Below are 20,028 nucleotides of genomic sequence, written 5' to 3' on the forward strand. Positions count from 1 at the left end.
ATTCCCTACGGCGCCTTGCCCGTCTCGACATAGGCCTTCAGGCGGTCGAACTGCTCGCCCAGCACCCGGTCGACGACCGGCGCGATCTTGTCGAGCCCGCCGGTCATGTGGCCGCCGGCGTCATAGGTCTGGGTCAGGGTGGTCTTGCCGTCCTTCTCCGCCAGGGACCATCCCAGGTGGCCGGTCGCGCCGGACATCTGCAGCGGCCCGAGGCCTCCGAACAGGCGCAGGCCCTGGCCCGGCTGGGCGTAGACCACGGTCATGTGCAGGACCGAGCCGCCGTTCGGCAGCTTCTCGCAGAAGCAGCCGCCGGCCATCGGGGCCAGGGACAGGTTGGCCGACGACCCCGACCAAGTGTGGTCCTTGTTCCACCACTGCGACGGCTGGGCCAGCGCCGCGTAGACCTTGTCGGCCGGGGCGCTCAGCACCGCCGTGCGCTTGACTTCGAAGCCGTTGGCCTGGGCGTCGACGACCTCGGCGCGAGCGGCGGTGGCGGTGAGCGCGACCGCGGCGGTGATCAGCAACAGGTGTTTCATGGGGTGGCCCCTCCCGGTTGGAGGACCGTCCGTCGAGGGGCGCGCGCCGTCAAGGTCCTCGCCCGTGAGGCGAGACTTGCGAGGGAGAAGCGCCTAGGCCGCCTCGAACCTTAGCGGACCGCCCCAGAAGCTCTCCACCAGGGCGTTCTGCGGGCCCGGCTTGCCCGTGGTCAGGAAACGGCGCGAGCCGCCGGTCCCGGGGTCGAACTCCGGATGGCGGCGCAGGTACAGCTCCAGGGCGTCGGCGGTGGAGGCCGGCTGGTGGATGACCGGCGTCCCCGCCGGCAGGGCGGCGCGGAAGATGTCGGCGATGATCTCGTAATGGGTGCAGCCCAGCACCGCCCGGTCCGGATAGCGGCCGATGCGGGTCTTCAGCGCCTGGACATAGCCCTCGACCGCCTTGGCCAGGTCCACGGCCCCGGCGTCGGCCTCGATCATCGGCACCAGGTCCGGGCAGGCCTGCGAGAACACCGCGATGTCCTGCTTGCGCTTGTCGATCTCGATCTCGTAGACGCGCGAATTCGTCGTGCCCTGGGTGGAGAACACCCCCAGCACGTCCAGCTGCTCGACCTTGTCGCCGCGCCGCTCGGCCTCGTGCTCCCAGGGCAGGCCCGTGGCCGCCTCGATGGTCGGGACGATGATGCCCAGCACGTTGATCGGCCGGCCCAGCGCCTGGCGATAGCCGGGCAGCCAGGTCTGCTGCAGGCGGCGCAGGGCGATGGCCGAGGCGGTGTTGCAGGCCAGGACCACCAGGCTGGCGCCGGTGTCGAACAGGCGCTCGCAACCGGCCCGGGTCAGGTCGACGACTTCCTCGCCCGGCCGGCCGCCATAGGGGGCGTTGGCCTGGTCGGCGAGATAGACGAAGTCCGCCTGGGGCAGACGGTTCACGAGGGCGCGGTGGACCGTGAGGCCGCCCACGCCGGAGTCGAAGACGCCGATGGACATGAATCTGGCTTACCTCGCCGTTGCCGAGCCGTCCACGCGCGGCGTCCCAGATTCTCGTGTGGTTTCCGTGCAGACCCCCGGCTTCGCGCATGAACAGACCTTTGCGAGGCGGGTCCGCACGGGAATCCTGTCGCAAATTTCACGATCGGTGGGACGAATTCCGTCCGAAAGCACTTACTTCTCAGCCGCGCGACACTCTAGGGTTCCGCTTCCATCCTCTGGAGACCCGCCGTGAAGCGTCGTTCCTTCCTCGCCGCCGCCAGCGCGACCGCCCTGATGCCCATGACCGCCAAAGCCGCCACCCCCGCCGCCGCTCCGTCCGGCAATCCCCTGGTCGCCCCCTGGACCGGCCCGCACGGCGGCCTGCCGCCGCTGGACAAGGTCAAGCCCGACCTGTTCGCCTCGGCCTTCGAGACGGCCATGGCCGAGCAGCGGCGGGAGATCTTCGCCCTGACCGCCAAGCGCTCGGCGCCGACCTTCGAGGGGATCATGGCGGCCTACCAGGACTCCGGCCGGACCCTGAACCGGGTCAGCGCGCTGTTCGGGGTGTTCACCTCGACCATGAACGACGCGGCCATGCAGAAGGTCGAGGCCGAGACCACGCCCAAGCTGGCGGCGTTCGGCGACGAGATCGTCCAGAACGAACAGCTGTTCGCCCGCATCAAGGCGGTCTACGACGCCCGCGAGACCTCGAACCTGACGCCCGAGCAGAAGCGCCTGACCTGGGTGATCTACAACTATTTCGCCCGCCAGGGCGCGGCGCTGGACGCGACCAAGAAGGCCCGGCTGGGCCAGATCAACCAGGCCCTGGCCAGCCTCTACACCAAGTTCAGCCAGAACGAGCTGGCCGACGAAGAGGGCTACACTCTGGAGCTCTCCGAGGGCGACCTGGCCGGCCTTCCGGACTCCGTGAAGGCCGGGGCGGCGGCCGCCGCGGAGGAGAAGGGCCTGAAGGGCAAGTGGCTGATCACCAACACCCGCTCGTCCATGGAGCCCTTCTTGGTCTATTCCGACCGTCGCGACCTGCGCGAGAAGGGCTGGCGGCTGTGGGTGTCGCGCGGCGACAACAACGACGCCCACGACAACAAGGCGGTGATCACCGAGATTCTCAAGCTGCGGGCCGAGAAGGCCCAGCTGCTGGGCTTCGAAACCTACGCCCACTGGATCACCGACGACCAGATGGCCAGGACCCCGGACGCGGCCATGGATCTGATGATGCAGGTCTGGAAGCCGGCCGTGGCCCGGGTCCACGAGGAGGTAGCCGACATGCAGAAGGTCGCCGACGCCGAAGGCGCGACCTTCAAGATCGCCCCCTGGGACTATCGTCACTACGCCGAGAAGGTGCGCAAGGCGCGCTACGACCTCGACCAGAACGTGGTCAAGCCCTACCTGCAGCTGGAGAAGCTGCGCGAGGCCATCCACTGGGCGGCCGGCCAGCTCTACGGCTTCACCTTCACCCAGATCACCGACGTGCCGGTCTGCCATCCGGACGTGCGCGTCTGGGAGGTGACCAAGGGCGCCCAGCGCGTGGGCCTGTGGTACTTCGACCCCTATGCCCGGTCCGGCAAGCAGTCGGGCGCCTGGATGAGCGAGTACCGCACCCAGGAGAAGTTCAAGGGCGTGGTCACGCCGATCGTCTCCAACAACTGCAACTTCGTGAAGGGGAAGCCCGGCGAGCCGGTGCTGATCTCGTGGGACGACGCCGTCACCATGTTCCACGAGTTCGGTCACGCCCTGCACGGCCTCAATTCGGACGTGACCTATCCCGCCCTGGCCGGCACCAATGTCGCCCGCGACTTCGTCGAATTCCCCAGCCAGCTGAACGAGCACTGGCTGCCGACCAAGCCGGTGCTGAGCCAGTTCGCCGTCCACTATCAGACCGGCAAGCCGATCCCCGACGAGCTGGTGGCCAAGATCGAGAAGGCCAAGACCTTCAACCAGGGCTTCTCGACGGTCGAGTACCTGGCCTCGGCGATCTACGACATGAAGATCCACCTGGCCGCCAAGGGCCAGGCCATCGACCCGGCCGCGTTCGAAAAGTCGGCCATGGACGAGATCGGCCTGCCGCCGCAGATCGTCATGCGCCACCGCCCCACCCAGTTCGGACACATCTTCGCCGGCGAGGGCTATTCGGCCGGCTACTACGACTACATCTGGGCCGACACCCTGACGGCGGACGCCGCCGAGGCCTTCGAGGAGGCGCCGGGCGGCTTCTACGACAAGGCAGTGGCCAAGCGCCTGCATGACGACATCATGAGCGTGGGCAACACCGTCGACGCGGGCGAAGCCTTCCGCCGGTTCCGCGGCCGCGACGTCAAGATCGGCGCCCTGATGCGCAACCGCGGCTTCCCGGTCCCGTCCACTTGACCCGGGACTGAACACCTAGTGCGTGGCAGTCGAAAGCGTGAGCGTTTTCGGCCGCCACGCTCTAAATGTCTGATCTATAGCCTTTTTTAGACGCCTCACATGATTCCATGTGAGGCTAAAAGACCCTAGGGCGCGTCCGGGCGGCCGCGGCGCCCCGGCGCGAGGGCGACCAGGGAACTGGCGATCGTCCGGCCGTCCGGCGCGATGGGCGTGTTCAGCGCAATCTGGCGGATGCGAGCGGCCTTGTCGGGCTCGCCTTCGTGCTCCAGGAGCATGCTCCGCGCCAGGATTCCCGAGAAGCAGGCCCGGTCCAGGCGGAGCGCCACGTCCACGCGCCGCCGGGCGTTGTCGTACTGGCCTTCGACGGCGTCGAGCACCGCCAGACCGCCATGACTTTCGGCGAAGGTGTCATCGGCCGCCAGGGCGCGCTCGAAGGCCGCGCGGCTGGCGGCGCGGTCGCCCAGAATGTAGCGCGCCCAGCCCGCGACGATCCACGCGCCGGGATGGTCGCCGAAGATCTCCGCGGCCTGGGTCAGGCGCTCGGCGGCGACGGTTTCCTGGTTGCGTATCAGCAAGCCCAGTCCCTGACCCAGGAGAGCGCGGGCATTGTTCGGATCGCCCTTCAGCGCCTGGTCATAATAGGCGAGCGCTTCCTCGACCTTGTTGTCGTTCAGGCATACCGCGCCCAGGCTGGCCAGGCCGTCGGGTTGGGGGCCGGCCCTTTCGCCAAAGTGCCGAGCCAAGTCCAGTTGCTCGGCGTCGATGGCGACCTGGGACACGGCGGCGGCCAGGTCCTGGTCGCCGGGCCGCTGCTCGGCCAGCGCCTTTCCCTGCGCCAAAGCCTCGTCCACTCGTCCCAAGTGATGCAGGGCCCTCACCTGCAACGCCGCCGCGCCGGGCACTCCAGCGGCGACCGCGTGCGGCAGGCTTTCCAAGGCGCCGGCATAGTCGCCCGTCAGCCCCCGCGCCCAGGCCAGGTTGAAACCGATCGCGGGGTTGTCTGGAGCTTCCAGGAACAAGGTCTCGAACAGCGCCGCAGCGGCGGACGGATCACCTCGACTCAGCAAGGCCACGCCGCGCAGGCCCAGCATCGCCGGGGTGAGGGGGGCGAGGCTTTCATGCCGCTCGGTCAGGCGCTCGAGCTCGGCGAGGTTTCCGGCGTCCAGGGCGGCGGCGGCGGCCTCGGCGATCAGACCGAGGTTGTCCTGGTCGTGTTGCAGGAAATCGAGCAGCCCCTGCAGGCGAGATTCCGGCGAGGGCGCGGCGGTCGAAACGCTCATGGACTGAGACCTCAAAATCGCGTCCGCGCGTCAAGCGACGCTGGAGCCGACGGCCAACCTACAGTCATGGCCCAGGAGCGGCAAGAACGCCTCGCCCGAAGAATATTATCTATATATTTCTGATGTTTGCTGCGCCTTTGAGGATTTCCGAAAGAAAGTTCTAAACCGATCCGTCCCGCGTCGGACCCCGTAGATATGGAGGTGGAGTCCGTGGGGCGGCCCTTCCAGTGCAGGGTAGGGGTTGTTCGATGGTCGCGATTGTCACCGGCGCGGGTGTGGGCGTTTCTCGCAGCTCGGCTTGGGTGTTGGGTTCGCGAGGGCAGCTCGGCCAGGCCGCGCTGGGGCGAGGCGGCGAGAACGTCTACGTCAACGCGGCCAACGGCAACCTGGTCATCCAGAAGATCGACGAGACGTTGACGGGACTCGGGCCCGACGACGTCATCGCGCGCACCTACAACAGCCAGGGCAATTTCACCGACGACAACGGTGACAACTGGAGGGTCAGCGCCCAACGGCAGGTCACTGGCCTGACGGGCACGGTCAACACCGCCGGCAGCACGATCAAGCGCGTCGACTGGGACGGCTCGGAGGTCGTCTATGCGTATGACGCCGCGCGCGGGGCCTATGTCTCCAAGGAGGGCGACGGCGCCTACGACACCTTGACGTTCGCCGGTTCGACCTGGACGTGGACCGACGGTTCGAGCCGCCTTGTCGAACTTTATGACAACAACGCCGGCGGCAGGATCACCTCCAGCCGGGACACCGACGGCAACACCCTGACCTTCAGCTATGCGAACGGCCAGCTTTCCCGCGTGACGACGGCCGACGGCTACTACACCGACCTGGTCTATTCGGGGACGCTGCTGACCCAGGTGGTCACCGGCTACAGGCCGGCCGGGAGCACGATCGAGACCTTGACGCGGGTCCGCTACGGCTATGACGCGCAAAACCGCCTGAGCACGGTGACGGTCGACCTGACGCCGGATGATAATTCGGTCACCGACACCAAGACCTATGTCACCACCTACACCTATGACGGGACGAGCAAGCGGGTCGCTTCCATCGGCCAGACCGACGGCTCGCTGCTGCAGATCGCCTATGTGCAGCCCACGGCGGGCGACTATCGCGTCGGAACCCTGACCCAGACGGCGGCGTCCGGCGTCCAGCGCGTGACGACCTTCGGCTACAACACCGCGACGCGGACAACCACGGTCACCGATCCGGGCGGACAGATCACCAGCCTGGTCTACGACGCCAGCGGACAGTTGACCCGTCTGACGGGGCCGCCGGCGGAGGCCGGCGCGACGGCGCAGGTCACCGACTTCGCCTACAACGCCAATGGCGACGTCACGAGCGTGGCGTCGGGAACCAGTTTGGTCGCCTATGAATACGACGCCAATGGCAATCTCACGCTCGAACGCAACCAGGCGGGCGTCACCGTCACGCGTCTCTACGGCGCCAGGAACGAACTGCTCGGAGAAACGCGCTATCTGACCCCCGATCCCGACGGGGCCGGTTCCGGACAGCCGTCTAACCCCCTGACCACGCGCTTCGTCTACGACGTCGAGAACCATCTGAGGTTCCGGCTCGACCCGGACGGCCTGGTCACCGCCTACGGCTACAACGCCGTCGGCCAGCAGACGGTCGTGTTCAGTTTGCCCGGCAGCCAGATGGACATCAGCACCTGGGCCCCGGGCGTCATGCCGACGGAAAGCCAGGTGGCGGACTGGTTTGGTACGGTCGCCGACAAAAGCACCGGCGTACGCACCGACACCGCCTACGACTACCGCGGCAATGTCGCCAGCATCACACGGTACGGCAAGCTGCTGTCCACGGGCGGGTTCGACCTCAGCGACCCGAGCGAGGTTTCGACCACCGTCTTCATCTACGATCAGGCCGGCAATCTGCTGGGCCGCATGACGGCGGACGGCAATGGCGACCCGGAAGGCTCGAACCCTTACGAGACCTTCGTCTATGACGGCCTGGGACGCCTGATCGCCTCGACCGACCTGCGCGGCAAGCGCACCAGCATCGCCTTCCTCGATTCCGCCAGCCAGACGGTCGTCACCCTGGCCGACGGTCTGACGACGGAAACCTCGACCTACAACCTGGCCGGCGAATTGATCAGCCAAGCCACGTCGGGCGCCGTCGCAGGGCAGGGAACCTCAACCACCAGCTTCGTCTACGACAGCCAGGGTCGTCTGCGCGTCAGCATCGATCCCACGGGACTCAAGACCCAGTACCTCTACGACCGCGTCGGCCGCAAGGTGGCCGACATCGCCCCCGACGGGTCCCTGGTCGAGTATGTCTACAACAGCGACGACCGGCTGGTTCGCACGATCCGCTACAAGGCCGCGCTCAGCAGCGGCCAGATCGCGACCCTGACCGACAGCGCCGGCAAACCGACCGCAGTGGAGCTGGCCAGCGTGCGGCCGGTCGCCGACGCGGCGGTCGATCAATGGGAGTGGCGCATCTACGACGCGGCCGGACGCCTGGTCGAGACCATCGACGCGCGGGGGGCCGTCACCGAGTTCAGCTATGACGGGGCCTCTCGGCTGGTCTCGACCTACGGCTACGCCAACCTGCTGACGATCGCGACGCTGAAGTCCAGCCCGCCGACCTCCAAGGTGCTTCCGACGGCGGCTCCTGCCTTCGATCGCCTGACCCGAAACTTCTATACCGGCGCGGACCGGTTGGCGGGAACGCTGGACGGCGAGGGTTTTCTGACCCAGCTGATCTACGACAAGGCCGGACGCCTGATCGAAACCGTCCGGTACGCGACGCCGACGGGCGGCAACCGCGCGACCGACACCTTCGCCCAGCTCCTGGCGACCGTGGTCTCCGGCGCCCAGAGCGCCCAGGACATCCACGAACGCAATATCTATGACGGTCAGGGTCTGCTGCGCGCGACCGTGGACGGCGAAGGCGACGTCACCCGCTACAACTACACCGCCGCCGGCGACGTCAGGGAGGAAATCCGAGGTCAGAAACTGGCGGCCGGGGTGGCGGCGACCTTGGCCAACGTGGTCTCTGCGGCCCCCTCCGGGGCCATCGAAACCACGACCTATCATTGGGGGGGCAAGGGGCTGCTCTACAGCCGAACCAAGGTCCTCACGGGGGGCGGGACGGAGACCACCAGCTATACCTACGACGCTTTGGGCCGGCTGACCTCGACGCTCGTCACTGCGGCCGATGTTTCACGGGGGACCAACCGTCGCTACGACCTGCGCGGACGGCTCGTCAAAGAACTGTCGGGTGTAGGCAGCGCGGCGTTGGCGGCGTTGGGCGAAGCTCCGACCCAGGAGCAGCTCAACGCGATCGACGCACTCTACGCCACGACCTACGCCTATGACGACGCCGATCGACTGATCTCCAAGACCGAGCCGGACGGCGCCGGCGGGGCTGGCGTGCGCACGCTGTACTACTACAACAGGGATGGAGAACTCACTCATACCATCAACCCGCTGGGCGAGGTCGAGGAGCGGCTCTATGACGCCCTTGGCCGGTTGTCGGACGTTATCGTCCACGGCGCGCGGCTTGGGACGTCGACCCTGGCCACCTTGACCGGCGGGCTGCTCACCACCGACGTGGTCTCGGCCGTCACGGCCATTACCAACTCCAGCGTCGATAGCAGGGTCCATACGGACTACAACCTGACCGGCCAGATCAGCCAGACGGTCGGCGCCATGGGCGCGACGACGACCTACGACTACAACGCCTTCGGCCAGCTGACGGCCACCCGGGCGCCCACCGAAGGGACGTCCCTGGTGCTCACCAGCCGCGCCTATGATCGGCGCGGCCTCCTGACGGGTGAAACCCGCGACGCGGGCGTTGGCATCCTGCAGTTGTCGACCTTCCTCAGCCTGGACGCCTTCGGGCGGACGGTGCTGGTCACCGATCCCAACGGCAAGCAGCACTGGACGAGCTATGACCGCGCCGGCCGTACTGTCACCTCGACCGACGGGACGGGGCTGACCACCAGCTACAGCTATGACGGGCGGGGCAATCTCCTGACCCAGACCGACCGCACGGGCAAGACCACGACCTTCGCCTACACGGCCTTCAATCGTCAGGTGAGCATGACCAGCCCCGAAGGGATCATGGTCACCACAATCACCAACGCTCTTGACCAGACGGTGCAGGTCACGGACGGCGCCGGCCGCACGAAGATCTACCAGTACAACGCCGACGGCGATCTTGTCGTCGCCATCAATGGCCTGGGCGGTCAGACCCAGAACCAGTATGACGCCGCCGGTCATCTCATCCAGGTAACCGATCCGAACGGATCGAAGACCAGCTACACCTACGACGCCGTCAATCGTCTCCTGACCCGCACCGAGGACGTCGGCGGCCTGAACCTGCTCACCAAGTACGAGTACAGCGCCCGGGGCCAGCAGGTGAAGGTGACCGACCCGGCGAACCGGGTCACCACGATCACCTACGACAACGCCGGTCGCCAGACCGCGGTCGTGGTCGCCTCCTTGCGCACGGAATATACCTACGACAAGAGAGACCGGGTCCTCACGGTCACAGAAGGGGTCGGGACGTCCGCAGCGCGGGTCACCAAATACACCTACGACAACGCCGACCGGCGGACCAAGACCCAGGTCGATCCCGCTGGACTGAACCTCACCACCGAGTACGCCTACGACAAGAACGGCAACGTCGTCGCCGTGACCGACGCGGCCAAAGGGATCACGCGCTACGTCTACGACGGCGAGAACCGCGTGATCTGGACCGTGGACCCGGTCGGCGCGGTGACCAACACCAGTTATGACGGCGAAGGGCGGGTTCTGGTCACGCGGGCCTATGCCAGCCAGATGGCGGCCTCGACCCTCGCGGCGCTGCCGCTGGCGATCACCGCCGCCAACGTCACCAGCGCCGTCGCGACCACGGCCGCCGATGAGTTCACGGTCAACGTCTACGACGGCGCCGGTCGGCTGCGCTATGTCCTGAACACGGCGCTGCGGCCCACCCGATATGTCTACGACAACGCCGGCAACCTGATCCGTACGGAGGTCTTCCCGGGCTCGATCGCCGCCACCTGGCCGTACACGGTCGGCTATATCGACGGCCAGATCACCAGCACCGGCATGGCCTCGCCCGCGACGCCAGACAAGCGGGTCACCCGCATGGTGTATGACGCGGCGAACCGGCTGATATTCAGCATCGACGCCACGGGAGGCGTTACCGGCTACACGTACAACCAGGCTGGCGACCTGGTGAAAACACGTCGATACGAAACGACCTACATCGGCACCGCCGACCCGAGCCAGGAGACCATGGTCTCCTGGTCCGCGGCTTTGAGCGGAACTCAGATCGATGACGATCGGATCAGCCGCACCCTGTATGACGGCGCCGGGCGGGCGGTCTACCAGGTCGACGCCGAGGGCTATGTCAGCGAGACCCAGTACGACGCCGCCGGTCGAACCACCCGGATCATCCGTTACGCCGACCGCTATGCCGTCGCCGACAGCGACACCAAGGCCAGTCTGGCCGCGCTGATCGGCGCGTTGCCGGCCACCGCGGCTCAGACCGCCTACGCCTACGACACGGCCGGACGTCTGTACGACGTGATGGACGCGCTGGGCCTCCATACCCGGTTCACGCTCGACGCCCTGGGCCAGATCATCGACAGCACGGCGGCCAACGCGACCACCGATGCGGCCACCACCCATCGCGTCTATGACGCCGCCGGCCGGGTGACGAGCGAAACCCGGGGCTACGGTACCACCGACGCCTCCACCACCAAGTACACCTATGACGGTCTCGGTCGCGTGCTGACGCGCACCAATGGCCGCAACTACGTCACCACCTACGCCTATGACGCCGCTGGGCGGGTGAAGACCGAAACCGTTCCGCTGGACACCGGCGTCAACGCCGTCACGACCTACGACTATGACGCCTTTGGCAACCGGGTGAAGGTGACCGACGCGCGCGGCAATGCGGGCTATTTCTATTACAACGCGCTCAACCAGCTGACCCTGCAGATCGATCCGGAAGGCTACGCCACCGAGACCAGCTATGCGGCCGGCGGCGAGGTCGCCAGTGTCAAGCGTTACGCCCTCAGGGCCACGAACATCGGTTCGGTGACTACACGTCCGACGCTGAATCCTAGTGCGGCCGACGCCGTCACGACTATCGGGCTGGACAAGCTCGGCCGGGTGATTTCGACCACCGACGCGATGAACTTCACCGAGAGCTACACGCTCAATGCGTTCGGCGACCGGATCTCGACCACCAACCGCCTGAGCGGCGTCACCACCAGCACCTATGACAAGCGCGGCCTGCTGATCCGCGAGGTCCTACCGGTCGGGTCGACCCGGGCAGATGGTTCGGTGCAATCGACCAACATCGTCAACACCTACGAGTACGACGGTCGCGGCAACCGCACCAAGGCCATCGAGGCCTTCGGCTTGGCCGAGCAGCGCACCACCGTTTTTGCCTATGACAAGCTTGATCGCCTGATCAAGGAGACGGGCGACGCCCTCCAGGTGATGAGCACGGACCTCTTCACCGTCACCAGCGTGACGCCGAGCCAGTCCCTGGTCTACGACAAGCGCGGCAACCTCATCCAGAGCGCCGACGCGGCGGGCAAGCGCACGCTCTATTATTACGACGCGCTCGATCGCAAGATCGGCCAGATCGACGCCTTGGGAACGCTGAGCACCTGGACCTATGACGCGGCCGGCAACGCCGTCTCGGCCAGGATCTACGGCGACGCGGTGGCGCTGCCCGGCACGGCCGGCGGCGCGCCGCCGGCGCCGGTCAACGCGGGCAACTACCGCGAGACCACCTATGCCTACGACAGCAACAATCGCCTGATCTCGACAAGCGTGGCCAATCTGCGGACTGGCCAGTTCGTGTCCGGGGCCTATGCGACCTCGGTCGTTTCGGTGGTCACCCAGACTCAGTACGACGCGATGGGCAATGTCGTGCGGCAGGTCGACGGCCGCGGGGGCGTGATCCTCAGCTACTACGACAAGGTCGGCCACGAGATCGTTCGGATCGATCAAGAAAACTACATGACGTTCTACGACCGCGACGGCGAAGGAAATGTCACACGCGAGGAACGGCTGGCGATCCGCCTGCCCTGGCAGGCCTCGGTGCAAACAAATCCCTATGACCTGAAGTCCCAAGCCCAGCGCGACGTCAACAATAACGACCGCACGACCACCTTCACCTACGACAAGAACGGCCGGCGTCTGAGCGAGACCCGCGCCAACGTCAGGATCGGCAAGGTCGACGCCGGCAACGGAGCCTTGCAGGACACCTACGGGACCAGCACGATCGCCTACAGCTACAACGGGCTGGGACAGGTCACCGGCAAGATCTATGGGACCGGCGAGTTCGTCGCCTATTTCTATGATCTGCAGGGCCGCCAGACCGACGTCCTGGATTCGCCGGTCGTCGACTACGGCGGTGGCGGGACCAGCACCCAGCATCGTGTTTCCACCTTCTACGACGGCTTGAACAACATCGTTCGAACCCGGGAGGGGCGATACGATCCGGCTACCGGCCCCAACCGCATCACCACGTACGCCTACGGCGCGGGCGGGCGCCTGGCCTCGATGACCGACGCGGAAGGCTTCACCCGCAACTACGCCTATGACGTCATGGGGCACGTCGTGCGGGAGAGCTTCGTCCGCCTCAAGGCGAACGGGACGACGGTGACCGACGGCGTGGGCTATCGCTACGACGCCCTGGGCCGGCTGACCATGCAGGCGACCATCACGGTCAACAGCCCGACGAGCATCTCCACCGGCGACCGGACCTGGCTGCGCTACAACGCCTTCGGCGAAGTCACTGGCAAGGGGCTGACGTCCGGCAGCGTGGGGGCGCCGGTCTATCAGGAGACGTTCGACTACGACGCCGGCGGGCGGATGTGGCGCTCCACGACCGGCGACGGCGTCACCCGGCTCCACCTCTATGACGGCGCCGGCGCCCAGACCCTGACCATCAGCTCGGCGGGCCGGGACCTGGCCGGCGCGAACTATACCAACATCGAAGCCGCCCTTGGCGACCTGGAATCCCAGGGCGCGGGCGCGGCGACAGGCAACGCCTTTGTCGCCGGCGTCAGCAACACCATCGCGCCGACCATCACTGTCTATGACAAGCGCGGCCAGAACATCGAGACCCGCGAGACCTTCCGGGAGCTGAACCAGAACGCGGCCAATCCGGCCGTCACCGACACCGCCCTGGTCAGCCACAAGCGGGCCTACAACGCCTTCGGCGAGGTGGTCCGCGAGACCGACGCCCGCGGCAACGTCACCGACTTCGCCTACAACACCATGGGCAAGCTGATCCAGAAGCTGGGCCCGGCCGTCAACACCACGGCCGAAAACGGCGCGATCACCGTCGGTGACCGTCCCATCGATTCCTATTTCTACGATCTCTCCGGGCGCCTGGTCGCGGTGCGCGACGCCAACAACAATGTCACCACCCGCCAGCTGCTCAGCGGCACGGGCTACGACGGCGAAGAGGCCCTGGTGACCGTCGAGACCCATGCCGACTACGGCGTGGTGCGGACAGCCTACGACATCTTCGGCAATGCGCGATCGATCACCAACGAGCTGAACGCCGTCGAGCTGCGCGACTACGACATGATGGGCCGGCTGATCACAGTGACCCATGCCAGCCGGGCGCCCAACACCCCCGGCAACCAGACAGGCGCGGCCGTGGCCCTGGCCGACTACTATAGCTATGACGGGCTGGGCCAGAGGCTCAAGCACTGGAACTCGCAGTTCGGTTCCGGCGTCGCGGAGACCACCGACTACGACCGGCAAGGTCGTGTTTCCCGCACCACCGCCTATGGCGGAGCCAGCACCAGCTATGTCTATACGTTCGACGGAGCCATCACGACTTCGGGCCTGGGCGCTTTTGGCGGCTGGACCAAGACCACCACCCACGTCAGCGGCCTGACCACCGTCGAGACGCTCGACTACTACGGCCATACGACCGCGCGCACCGACCTGGGCGGCCACCAGTTCAACTTTCAGTTCGACAAGGCCGGCCGGGTTGTCCAGCAGGTCAGCACCATCAGCGGCTCGGTCGCCAGCACCCGCACCTACGCCTACTACAACACCGGCAAGCTGGCCCAGGTCTCCGACCAGACCGACAGCGGCGACGACCATGTCACCGCCAAGACGGTCTACGGCTACGACGCCGACGGCAACCGCCTGACCGAGGCCTACACCACCCGCAATTACGGCACGCGGGCCGTCTACAGCTACAGCTACGGCTACGACCAGTGGTACGACAACGCCTACGAGACGGCGGTGTCGTACCAGGCCTACGACTACACCACCTCGCACCAGAACGCCGTCGTCACCTATGACGCCCTGAACCGCATGGTCAGCTTCAGCGACACGGGCGAGGGGGGCGTGGTTCCGGCGACGATCAACTACGAATACGACGCGGTCGGCAACGTGCGCCACATGGCCGCGACCTATTCGAATCTCGACTCCAATGGCGCCGCCACGTCCGCACCGGGGCAAGACTTCTGGTATCGCTACGACAACATGAACCGCTTCGTGACCACGAAGGGGACCTTCACCGGCGCCCGCGGCAGCGGTCAGATCGGTCGCGGGATCACCGGCACGGACATTACCTATGACCTGGCGGGCCAACGGCAGATGGCCACCACCACCCAGATGGTGAGTGTGGCTGTCGAGATCGAGGCGGACCCATACGATGAGGCCGGGCGACCGCTGATCCACCGCCAGAACTTCGGCGCCGACCGCCGCGAAACCTATACCTATACGGAAGACGGCTATCTTTCGACGGTTTCGACCGCGCGGGATACCTACGTCCAGACCGCCGTCCGTGACGGCGGCTATAGCGAGCCCAACCTCGTCACCGGCTCGCCCAGCTTGATGGTCCGCAACCTGCGCGACCTCCTGGGCCGGGTCTTGAAGTATGAGGAATACGCCGTGGACGGCGCGCTGACCTACAGCCGCGCCCTGACCTACAGCTACCGTGGGGAGATCTCCGACGAGACGGTCGTGGCGCAGACATCGACCAGCGTTATCCATAACGACTACAGGACCGAGGCCACGGCGGGTTCGGGGGTCTATGACGGAGCCTATCTGGGCGGGGTGATCACCCACACCCGGACCCAGACCACCACGTCGGGCCAGACGACCACCTCCGACACCGCCACCAGCTACGTCTGGTGGGACGGGGCGCGGCAGGGCGAGGTCGTCTACAGGCCTAATGTCAGCCTCGCCACGACCAACCGCTCCAGCTTCGTCTACGACACCACCGGCAGGCTGTCGGCGGTCAGCATCTCCGACGGGCGGCCACGGACGGTGACCTATGTCACCAACGCCGAGGGCCAGATCCTGTCGCGCCGGGAGGCCGACGGCCGCACCACCGGCGATCCCCGGCAGCTGCGTTACCAGTTCGAAGGCCGCCAGCTGGGCGAGATCAGCAATAACGGGCCCAGCGACACCGACTACGTCACCGCCATAGCCCAGCGCAACGCCAGCACCAACGGGCCGTTCCAAGGCGGGTTCGACGCCGGGGTCTCCGCGGCCGACTTCGACCAGAGCTTCGACCCGATCAATCCCACCTCCGAGGGCATGGCCGACACGCGGATCACCGCCCGCGATGGCGACACCCTGCGCTCGATCGCCGCCCAGGTCTGGGGCGACGAGGCCATGTGGTACCTGATCGCCCAGGCCAACGGCCTGAGCATCGGTGACGCCATTTCCGCCGGCATGATCCTGATCATTCCGGCCAAGGTCACCAACTTCCACAACACCAGCGCCACCTTCCGGGTCTACGACCCCAACAAGGCCATCGGCGACGTCAATCCCACCACCCAGGCCCAGCCCAAGCCGCAAGCCAAGGCCAAGGGCTGCGGCACGGTCGGAAAGATCCTCACGGTCGTGGTCGCCGTGGCGGTGGCCTATGTGACGGCCGGTGCGGCCTTGACGGCGATGGCCGGAGCGAACGCGACTTTCGCCTCGGTGGGCTTGGCCACGGCCGTCAGCGCCGGGGCGATCGGCGGCGCGGTCGGCAGTGTCGCCAGCCAAGCCTTCGCGGTGGCGACAGGGGTCCAGGACAAGTTCAGCTGGAAGGGCGTGGCCATGGCGGCCGTGGCCGGCGGGGTCGGAGGGGGTCTGCAAGGCGCGGGCCTGTTCGACAAGATCGGCGGCGCCCTCGCCCAGGGCGCGGTTCGGGGCGCGACGGCCAACGTCATCACCCAGGGGATCGGCGTCGCCACGGGCCTGCAGGATCGGTTCGACTGGTCCGGGGTGGCGGTCGGCGCCGTGGTCGGCGGAGTGTCGGCCAGCGTCAGCGGGTGGATGCCGCAAGGCCCGGCCTGGTCTTCCACGGGCCTGGCCAACAGCCTGGTCTCGGGCGCGGCCGGCGCCGTGGCCGGGGCGGCGAGCCGCTCGCTGCTCGAAGGCACAGACTTCGGCGACAACATCCTCAAGGCGCTGCCGGACGTGATCGGCAGCACAATTGGGAACGCCATCGGCGCCAAAATCGGAGCACAATCGGCCGAGAAACGGTCCAATAGCGATCTGGGCGAACTGCGGCTGAAAACCCCGCTGGGCGGGAACTACCAGATCGACGATCAGAGCCTCGATCTTGGCGATTACGGCGGCGTTGCCGGATGGTCTGGCTCGGATATGGGCGGCGGCACATCGAGCCGTCCGACGGGCTACGGCGGATCGCAAGGCGGGCAGGTCAGCCTCGTTCAGGCTGGAACGCTTTCCGGCGATCCGTTGGGCGAGAACGTTGTCGAACCGGTCGTGGTCACCGCGCCACGCCGTACGACGCTTCAGCGCATCGTGGCTTCGATCGAGGCCGCAGGCCAACTGTTCTACCTGAAATCGCCATCCTCGCGGAGCGCGCAGCCCGGAACCTCGCAAGCCGCGTTCGCCAGCGTGTCCCAGTACAACTACTTCAGGCAGCGGCAGGCCGAGTTTGCCGATGCCAAGGCCGCAGCCGACCCCGTCCAGAGGTACGTTGCTGATCCTGCGGCACGTTGGATGAACGCCACGCCTGAGCGGCGATTGGCCGTGGGCATGGTTGGCGCGGTCGGCGAGGTCGGAACCGGACTATTCGCGAGCAGCACCGGCGGCGGTGCGGTGCTGGGTGTGCCGTTGATCGCGCATGGCGTTGATGTGGGGCTGACAAGCTACAGGGCTTACAAGACTGGAATCCCACAGGCCACGATGACCCAACAGGGTTTGATGGCCCTTGGGATGAGCGCGGATGCTGCCCAAGCGACCGAACTGGTCGGCTCTTTGGCGTTCAACGTTGCGGCTGGCCCCATCGCGGCAACCAGGGCGGCCGGGGCTGTCGGTCCGGCAGCGCGATTCACTGGGCGTTTCTTGGCCGATGAGTCGGGTTCCGTGCGGATGTTCGGGTCCACCGCAAAGACAGAACTATCATTCAGTGCAGGCCAACTGAGGAGCGCGCCCGGAGTTGCTACGGTGAGTGGTGAGCTTTCGCCAGCGGCTGGAAGATGGCTTGACCCCGGCGTTCCGACGCCGATCCCATCGCAAGTGGGGGACGTGCTCGCTGGTCAAACGTTCAACTCTTTCAACGATCTGAGATCCGCCGTTTGGGAGCAAATTGGAGGGCACCCAGAGCTAAGTGCTGGCTTCTCTCGGACGAGTTTGGCACAAATGAGGGCGGGTAACGCGCCGTTCGCCCCAAGGGAGTTTCTTGCGGAGACCGGTGCCTTTGGCGAAAAGTTCAACCTGCACCACGCGAACCCCATCGCCAACGGTGGCTCAGTGTATGATTTAAGCAACCTTCAGATCGTTTCTCCGAAGGTGCACTACTCTATACACTACGAGACAGGTCTCTAAGGGGGGAGTGAAGAGTGTGATGCTGAGCCGAGAGCAATTGCTTGAGCTGCTTGATAAGCTCATGAATCCAAAGACTTATGGTCTTGGAGACAAGGAGAGCGACGAGGTCTTGTTGATGTTCTGTGCCGGGTGCCCTGATCCGGTGGGCGCGAGGTGGCTGATCGTAGAATGCCTTGATCCAATGACGGATGAGCAGATTGTTGATCGGGCAATGAGTATGCCTCTTCGAAAAGTTGCTGACGTTCCGATATCAGAGCTGCCGTCTGGCCATCCGCTAAGATCGCTCACAATGTAGCGGGTTGCTCATGGGTGCGGCTTGGTAGCTATGCAACGGTAAGAACGGTGCCCTTGCTGCTGAAGGGCGGAATGAGAATGGGCAGGAAGCTGGCATTTGGGCCTTCCGGAATGAAGATGGCTCGCATGGTCAAGCTCGCCCATTTGCCGAATAGTTGTTCATTGGTTGGCGTGCTGCGGTGGCCCGCTTCATTGAAGCTGTCCGCGATGTAGGACGCGCATGGCGCGGACAGTGCTTTCATATTCCCTTTCTTCATGTGGCTGGCAGCGCGTAGAAATTTTCGATACATTCCAACTCTGCTTGTGAACTATCGCCAATACTGTGCGATTTCGTAAAGTGCGTCTTGGGTTTGTATCGGGGATAAAGGTTGGGCTTAACTTCTGCGTCGGAGATCGACGACCATTCTCTGCTTGAGCGTGTGCTCGACTTCTACACCGACGCTCTCAAGCAGGCGCCGGAAGGCATCGAATTCCTTCAGGCCAAGGGTCTGATCCACGGCGAACTGATCGACCGCTTCCGCCTCGGCTACGCCAACCGCACGCTCGGCCTGCGACTGCCCGAGAAGACCCGCAAGGCGGGCGCGGCGATCCGGGGCCAACTGGAACGGATCGGCCTCTACCGCTCCTCCGGCCACGAGCACTTCAACGGCAGCCTGATCGTCCCGATCCTCGGCGAGAATGGCGAGGTCGTTCAGGTTCACGGCCGCAAGATCAGGGACGATCTGCGACCGGGGACGCCAACTGACCTCTTCCTGCCCGGCCCGATGCGCGGTGTCTGGAACCGGGAGGCCCTTGCTGGCGGTCAGGGCGAGGTAATCTTGGCCGGATCGCTTCTCGACGCTATGACCTTCTGGTGCGCGGGCTTTCGCAATGTCACCGCCGCGTCCCGATGGCTTGACTGGGGATCTGCTCGCCGCGTTTCTGGCGGCGCGGATCAAGTGGGCCCTGTCCGCGCTTGGCGGTCCTGACGGGTCTTGTCTTTTCGACGGGTGCCAGATTCTCTAAGGAACGCAGGAGGCGCGGCCCTCGCGCCGCCGGTCGGGATTAGGTCATGGATCCGATTTCCAACGTCGATCGCCTGGTCATGCTGCTGCGGCGAAAGCTGCAGGAGCGCGCGAAGGGGTCCGCGGTCGCCGCGCCCCGCGGCGCCGGCGACTCGAAAGTGGTCGGCCTCGAGGGGGTTCACGCCTTGGCCGCCGTGGAGGGCGTCGATGACCGGCAGCTGAGCCGGGCGCTGATCCAGGCCGCCCTGTCGGAGGGGTTCGGCCCGGCCCTGCTCAACGAAGCCAAGTTCCAGCAGATCGTCGACCGGGTGAGCGAGACGATCGAAGCCGAGCCGAGAACGGCCAAACTGTTGTCCCGCGCGGTCTCGGACCTGCGGGCCGGCGCCCGCTGAAGCGTCGGCGTCCGACGCTACACGTTTTTCTGGAGCAGGGTGGCTTGTTCGCGTCACGCGCTCGTGCGAAGCGACGAAGCTAGGCCGGGGAAAACGGATGGGCGCCGATCAGGCTCTGGAGCTGATGAAGCAGCTCCTGTGGAACAGTGTGATCATTTCGGCGCCCGTCCTGGTTTCGGCCCTGGCCGTCGGGCTGCTGATCAGCGTCGTGCAGGTCGCGACGCAACTCCAGGAATCGACGCTCAGCTATATTCCCAAGCTGGTCGTCGCGGTCGTGGTCCTGATGGCTCTGGGCGGTTGGATGATCAGCCGGGTCGCGAGTTTCGCGATCTACGCCTTCAAGCTGATCCCTTCGCTCAGCTAGCCGGGTGACGACG

The 20,028-nt window shown here is 66.0% G+C and carries 10 protein-coding genes; 6 read left to right on the forward strand and 4 right to left on the reverse strand.

Annotation, left to right across the window (positions count from 1 at the left end):
- Positions 1-5 precede the first annotated feature (5 nt).
- The gene (locus tag AC07NX_RS13955) at positions 6-536 is read right to left on the reverse strand and encodes an SRPBCC family protein (RefSeq protein ID WP_494642530.1); all 531 of its coding nucleotides are present in this window, start codon (positions 534-536) and stop codon (positions 6-8) included.
- 93 nt (positions 537-629) lie between these two features.
- Positions 630-1,481 (reverse strand): glutamate racemase, encoded by an 852-nt coding sequence (locus AC07NX_RS13960; protein ID WP_494642532.1) that lies wholly within the window; start codon positions 1,479-1,481, stop codon positions 630-632.
- Positions 1,482-1,712: 231 nt separating this feature from the next.
- Here AC07NX_RS13960 and AC07NX_RS13965 point away from each other — a divergent pair, with 231 nt between their 5' ends.
- Positions 1,713-3,848: a M3 family metallopeptidase gene (locus tag AC07NX_RS13965; protein WP_494642534.1), complete on the forward strand. Its 2,136-nt coding sequence runs from the start codon at positions 1,713-1,715 to the stop codon at positions 3,846-3,848.
- A 125-nt stretch (positions 3,849-3,973) separates the two neighbouring features.
- Here the strand turns inward: AC07NX_RS13965 and AC07NX_RS13970 are convergent, their stop codons facing one another.
- Positions 3,974-5,128 carry a tetratricopeptide repeat protein gene (locus AC07NX_RS13970; protein ID WP_494642535.1) on the reverse strand — a complete coding sequence of 385 codons (1,155 nt, stop codon included), beginning with the start codon at positions 5,126-5,128 and terminating at the stop codon, positions 3,974-3,976.
- Positions 5,129-5,376: 248 nt separating this feature from the next.
- Between AC07NX_RS13970 and AC07NX_RS13975 the strand changes: the two genes are divergently transcribed.
- Together AC07NX_RS13975 and AC07NX_RS13980 are read left to right on the forward strand one after the other, a co-directional pair.
- Entirely contained in the window at positions 5,377-17,961 is a 12,585-nt protein-coding gene (locus AC07NX_RS13975; RefSeq protein ID WP_494642536.1) for a pyocin-S2/colicin E7-DNase domain-containing protein, read from the forward strand.
- 19 nt (positions 17,962-17,980) lie between these two features.
- Positions 17,981-18,256 (forward strand): hypothetical protein, encoded by a 276-nt coding sequence (locus AC07NX_RS13980; protein WP_494642537.1) that lies wholly within the window; start codon positions 17,981-17,983, stop codon positions 18,254-18,256.
- A gap of 28 nt (positions 18,257-18,284) precedes the next feature.
- On the opposite strand, the gene AC07NX_RS13985 is transcribed toward AC07NX_RS13980, so the two are convergent.
- On the reverse strand, positions 18,285-18,497 hold the full coding sequence (locus AC07NX_RS13985) for a hypothetical protein (RefSeq protein WP_494642539.1): 213 nt from the start codon (positions 18,495-18,497) through the stop codon (positions 18,285-18,287).
- A 126-nt stretch (positions 18,498-18,623) separates the two neighbouring features.
- Between AC07NX_RS13985 and AC07NX_RS13990 the strand changes: the two genes are divergently transcribed.
- From AC07NX_RS13990 to AC07NX_RS14000, 3 genes are all read left to right on the forward strand, one after another.
- Positions 18,624-19,223: a hypothetical protein gene (locus AC07NX_RS13990; RefSeq protein WP_494642540.1), complete on the forward strand. Its 600-nt coding sequence runs from the start codon at positions 18,624-18,626 to the stop codon at positions 19,221-19,223.
- An 83-nt stretch (positions 19,224-19,306) separates the two neighbouring features.
- Positions 19,307-19,651, forward strand: coding sequence for a hypothetical protein (locus AC07NX_RS13995; protein WP_494642541.1), 345 nt, complete (start codon positions 19,307-19,309; stop codon positions 19,649-19,651).
- 97 nt (positions 19,652-19,748) lie between these two features.
- Positions 19,749-20,015, forward strand: coding sequence for a flagellar biosynthetic protein FliQ (locus AC07NX_RS14000; protein WP_494642542.1), 267 nt, complete (start codon positions 19,749-19,751; stop codon positions 20,013-20,015).
- Positions 20,016-20,028: the final 13 nt, after the last annotated feature.

The sequence above is a fragment of the Caulobacter sp. GW821-FHT09A05 genome (genome assembly GCF_059418465.1).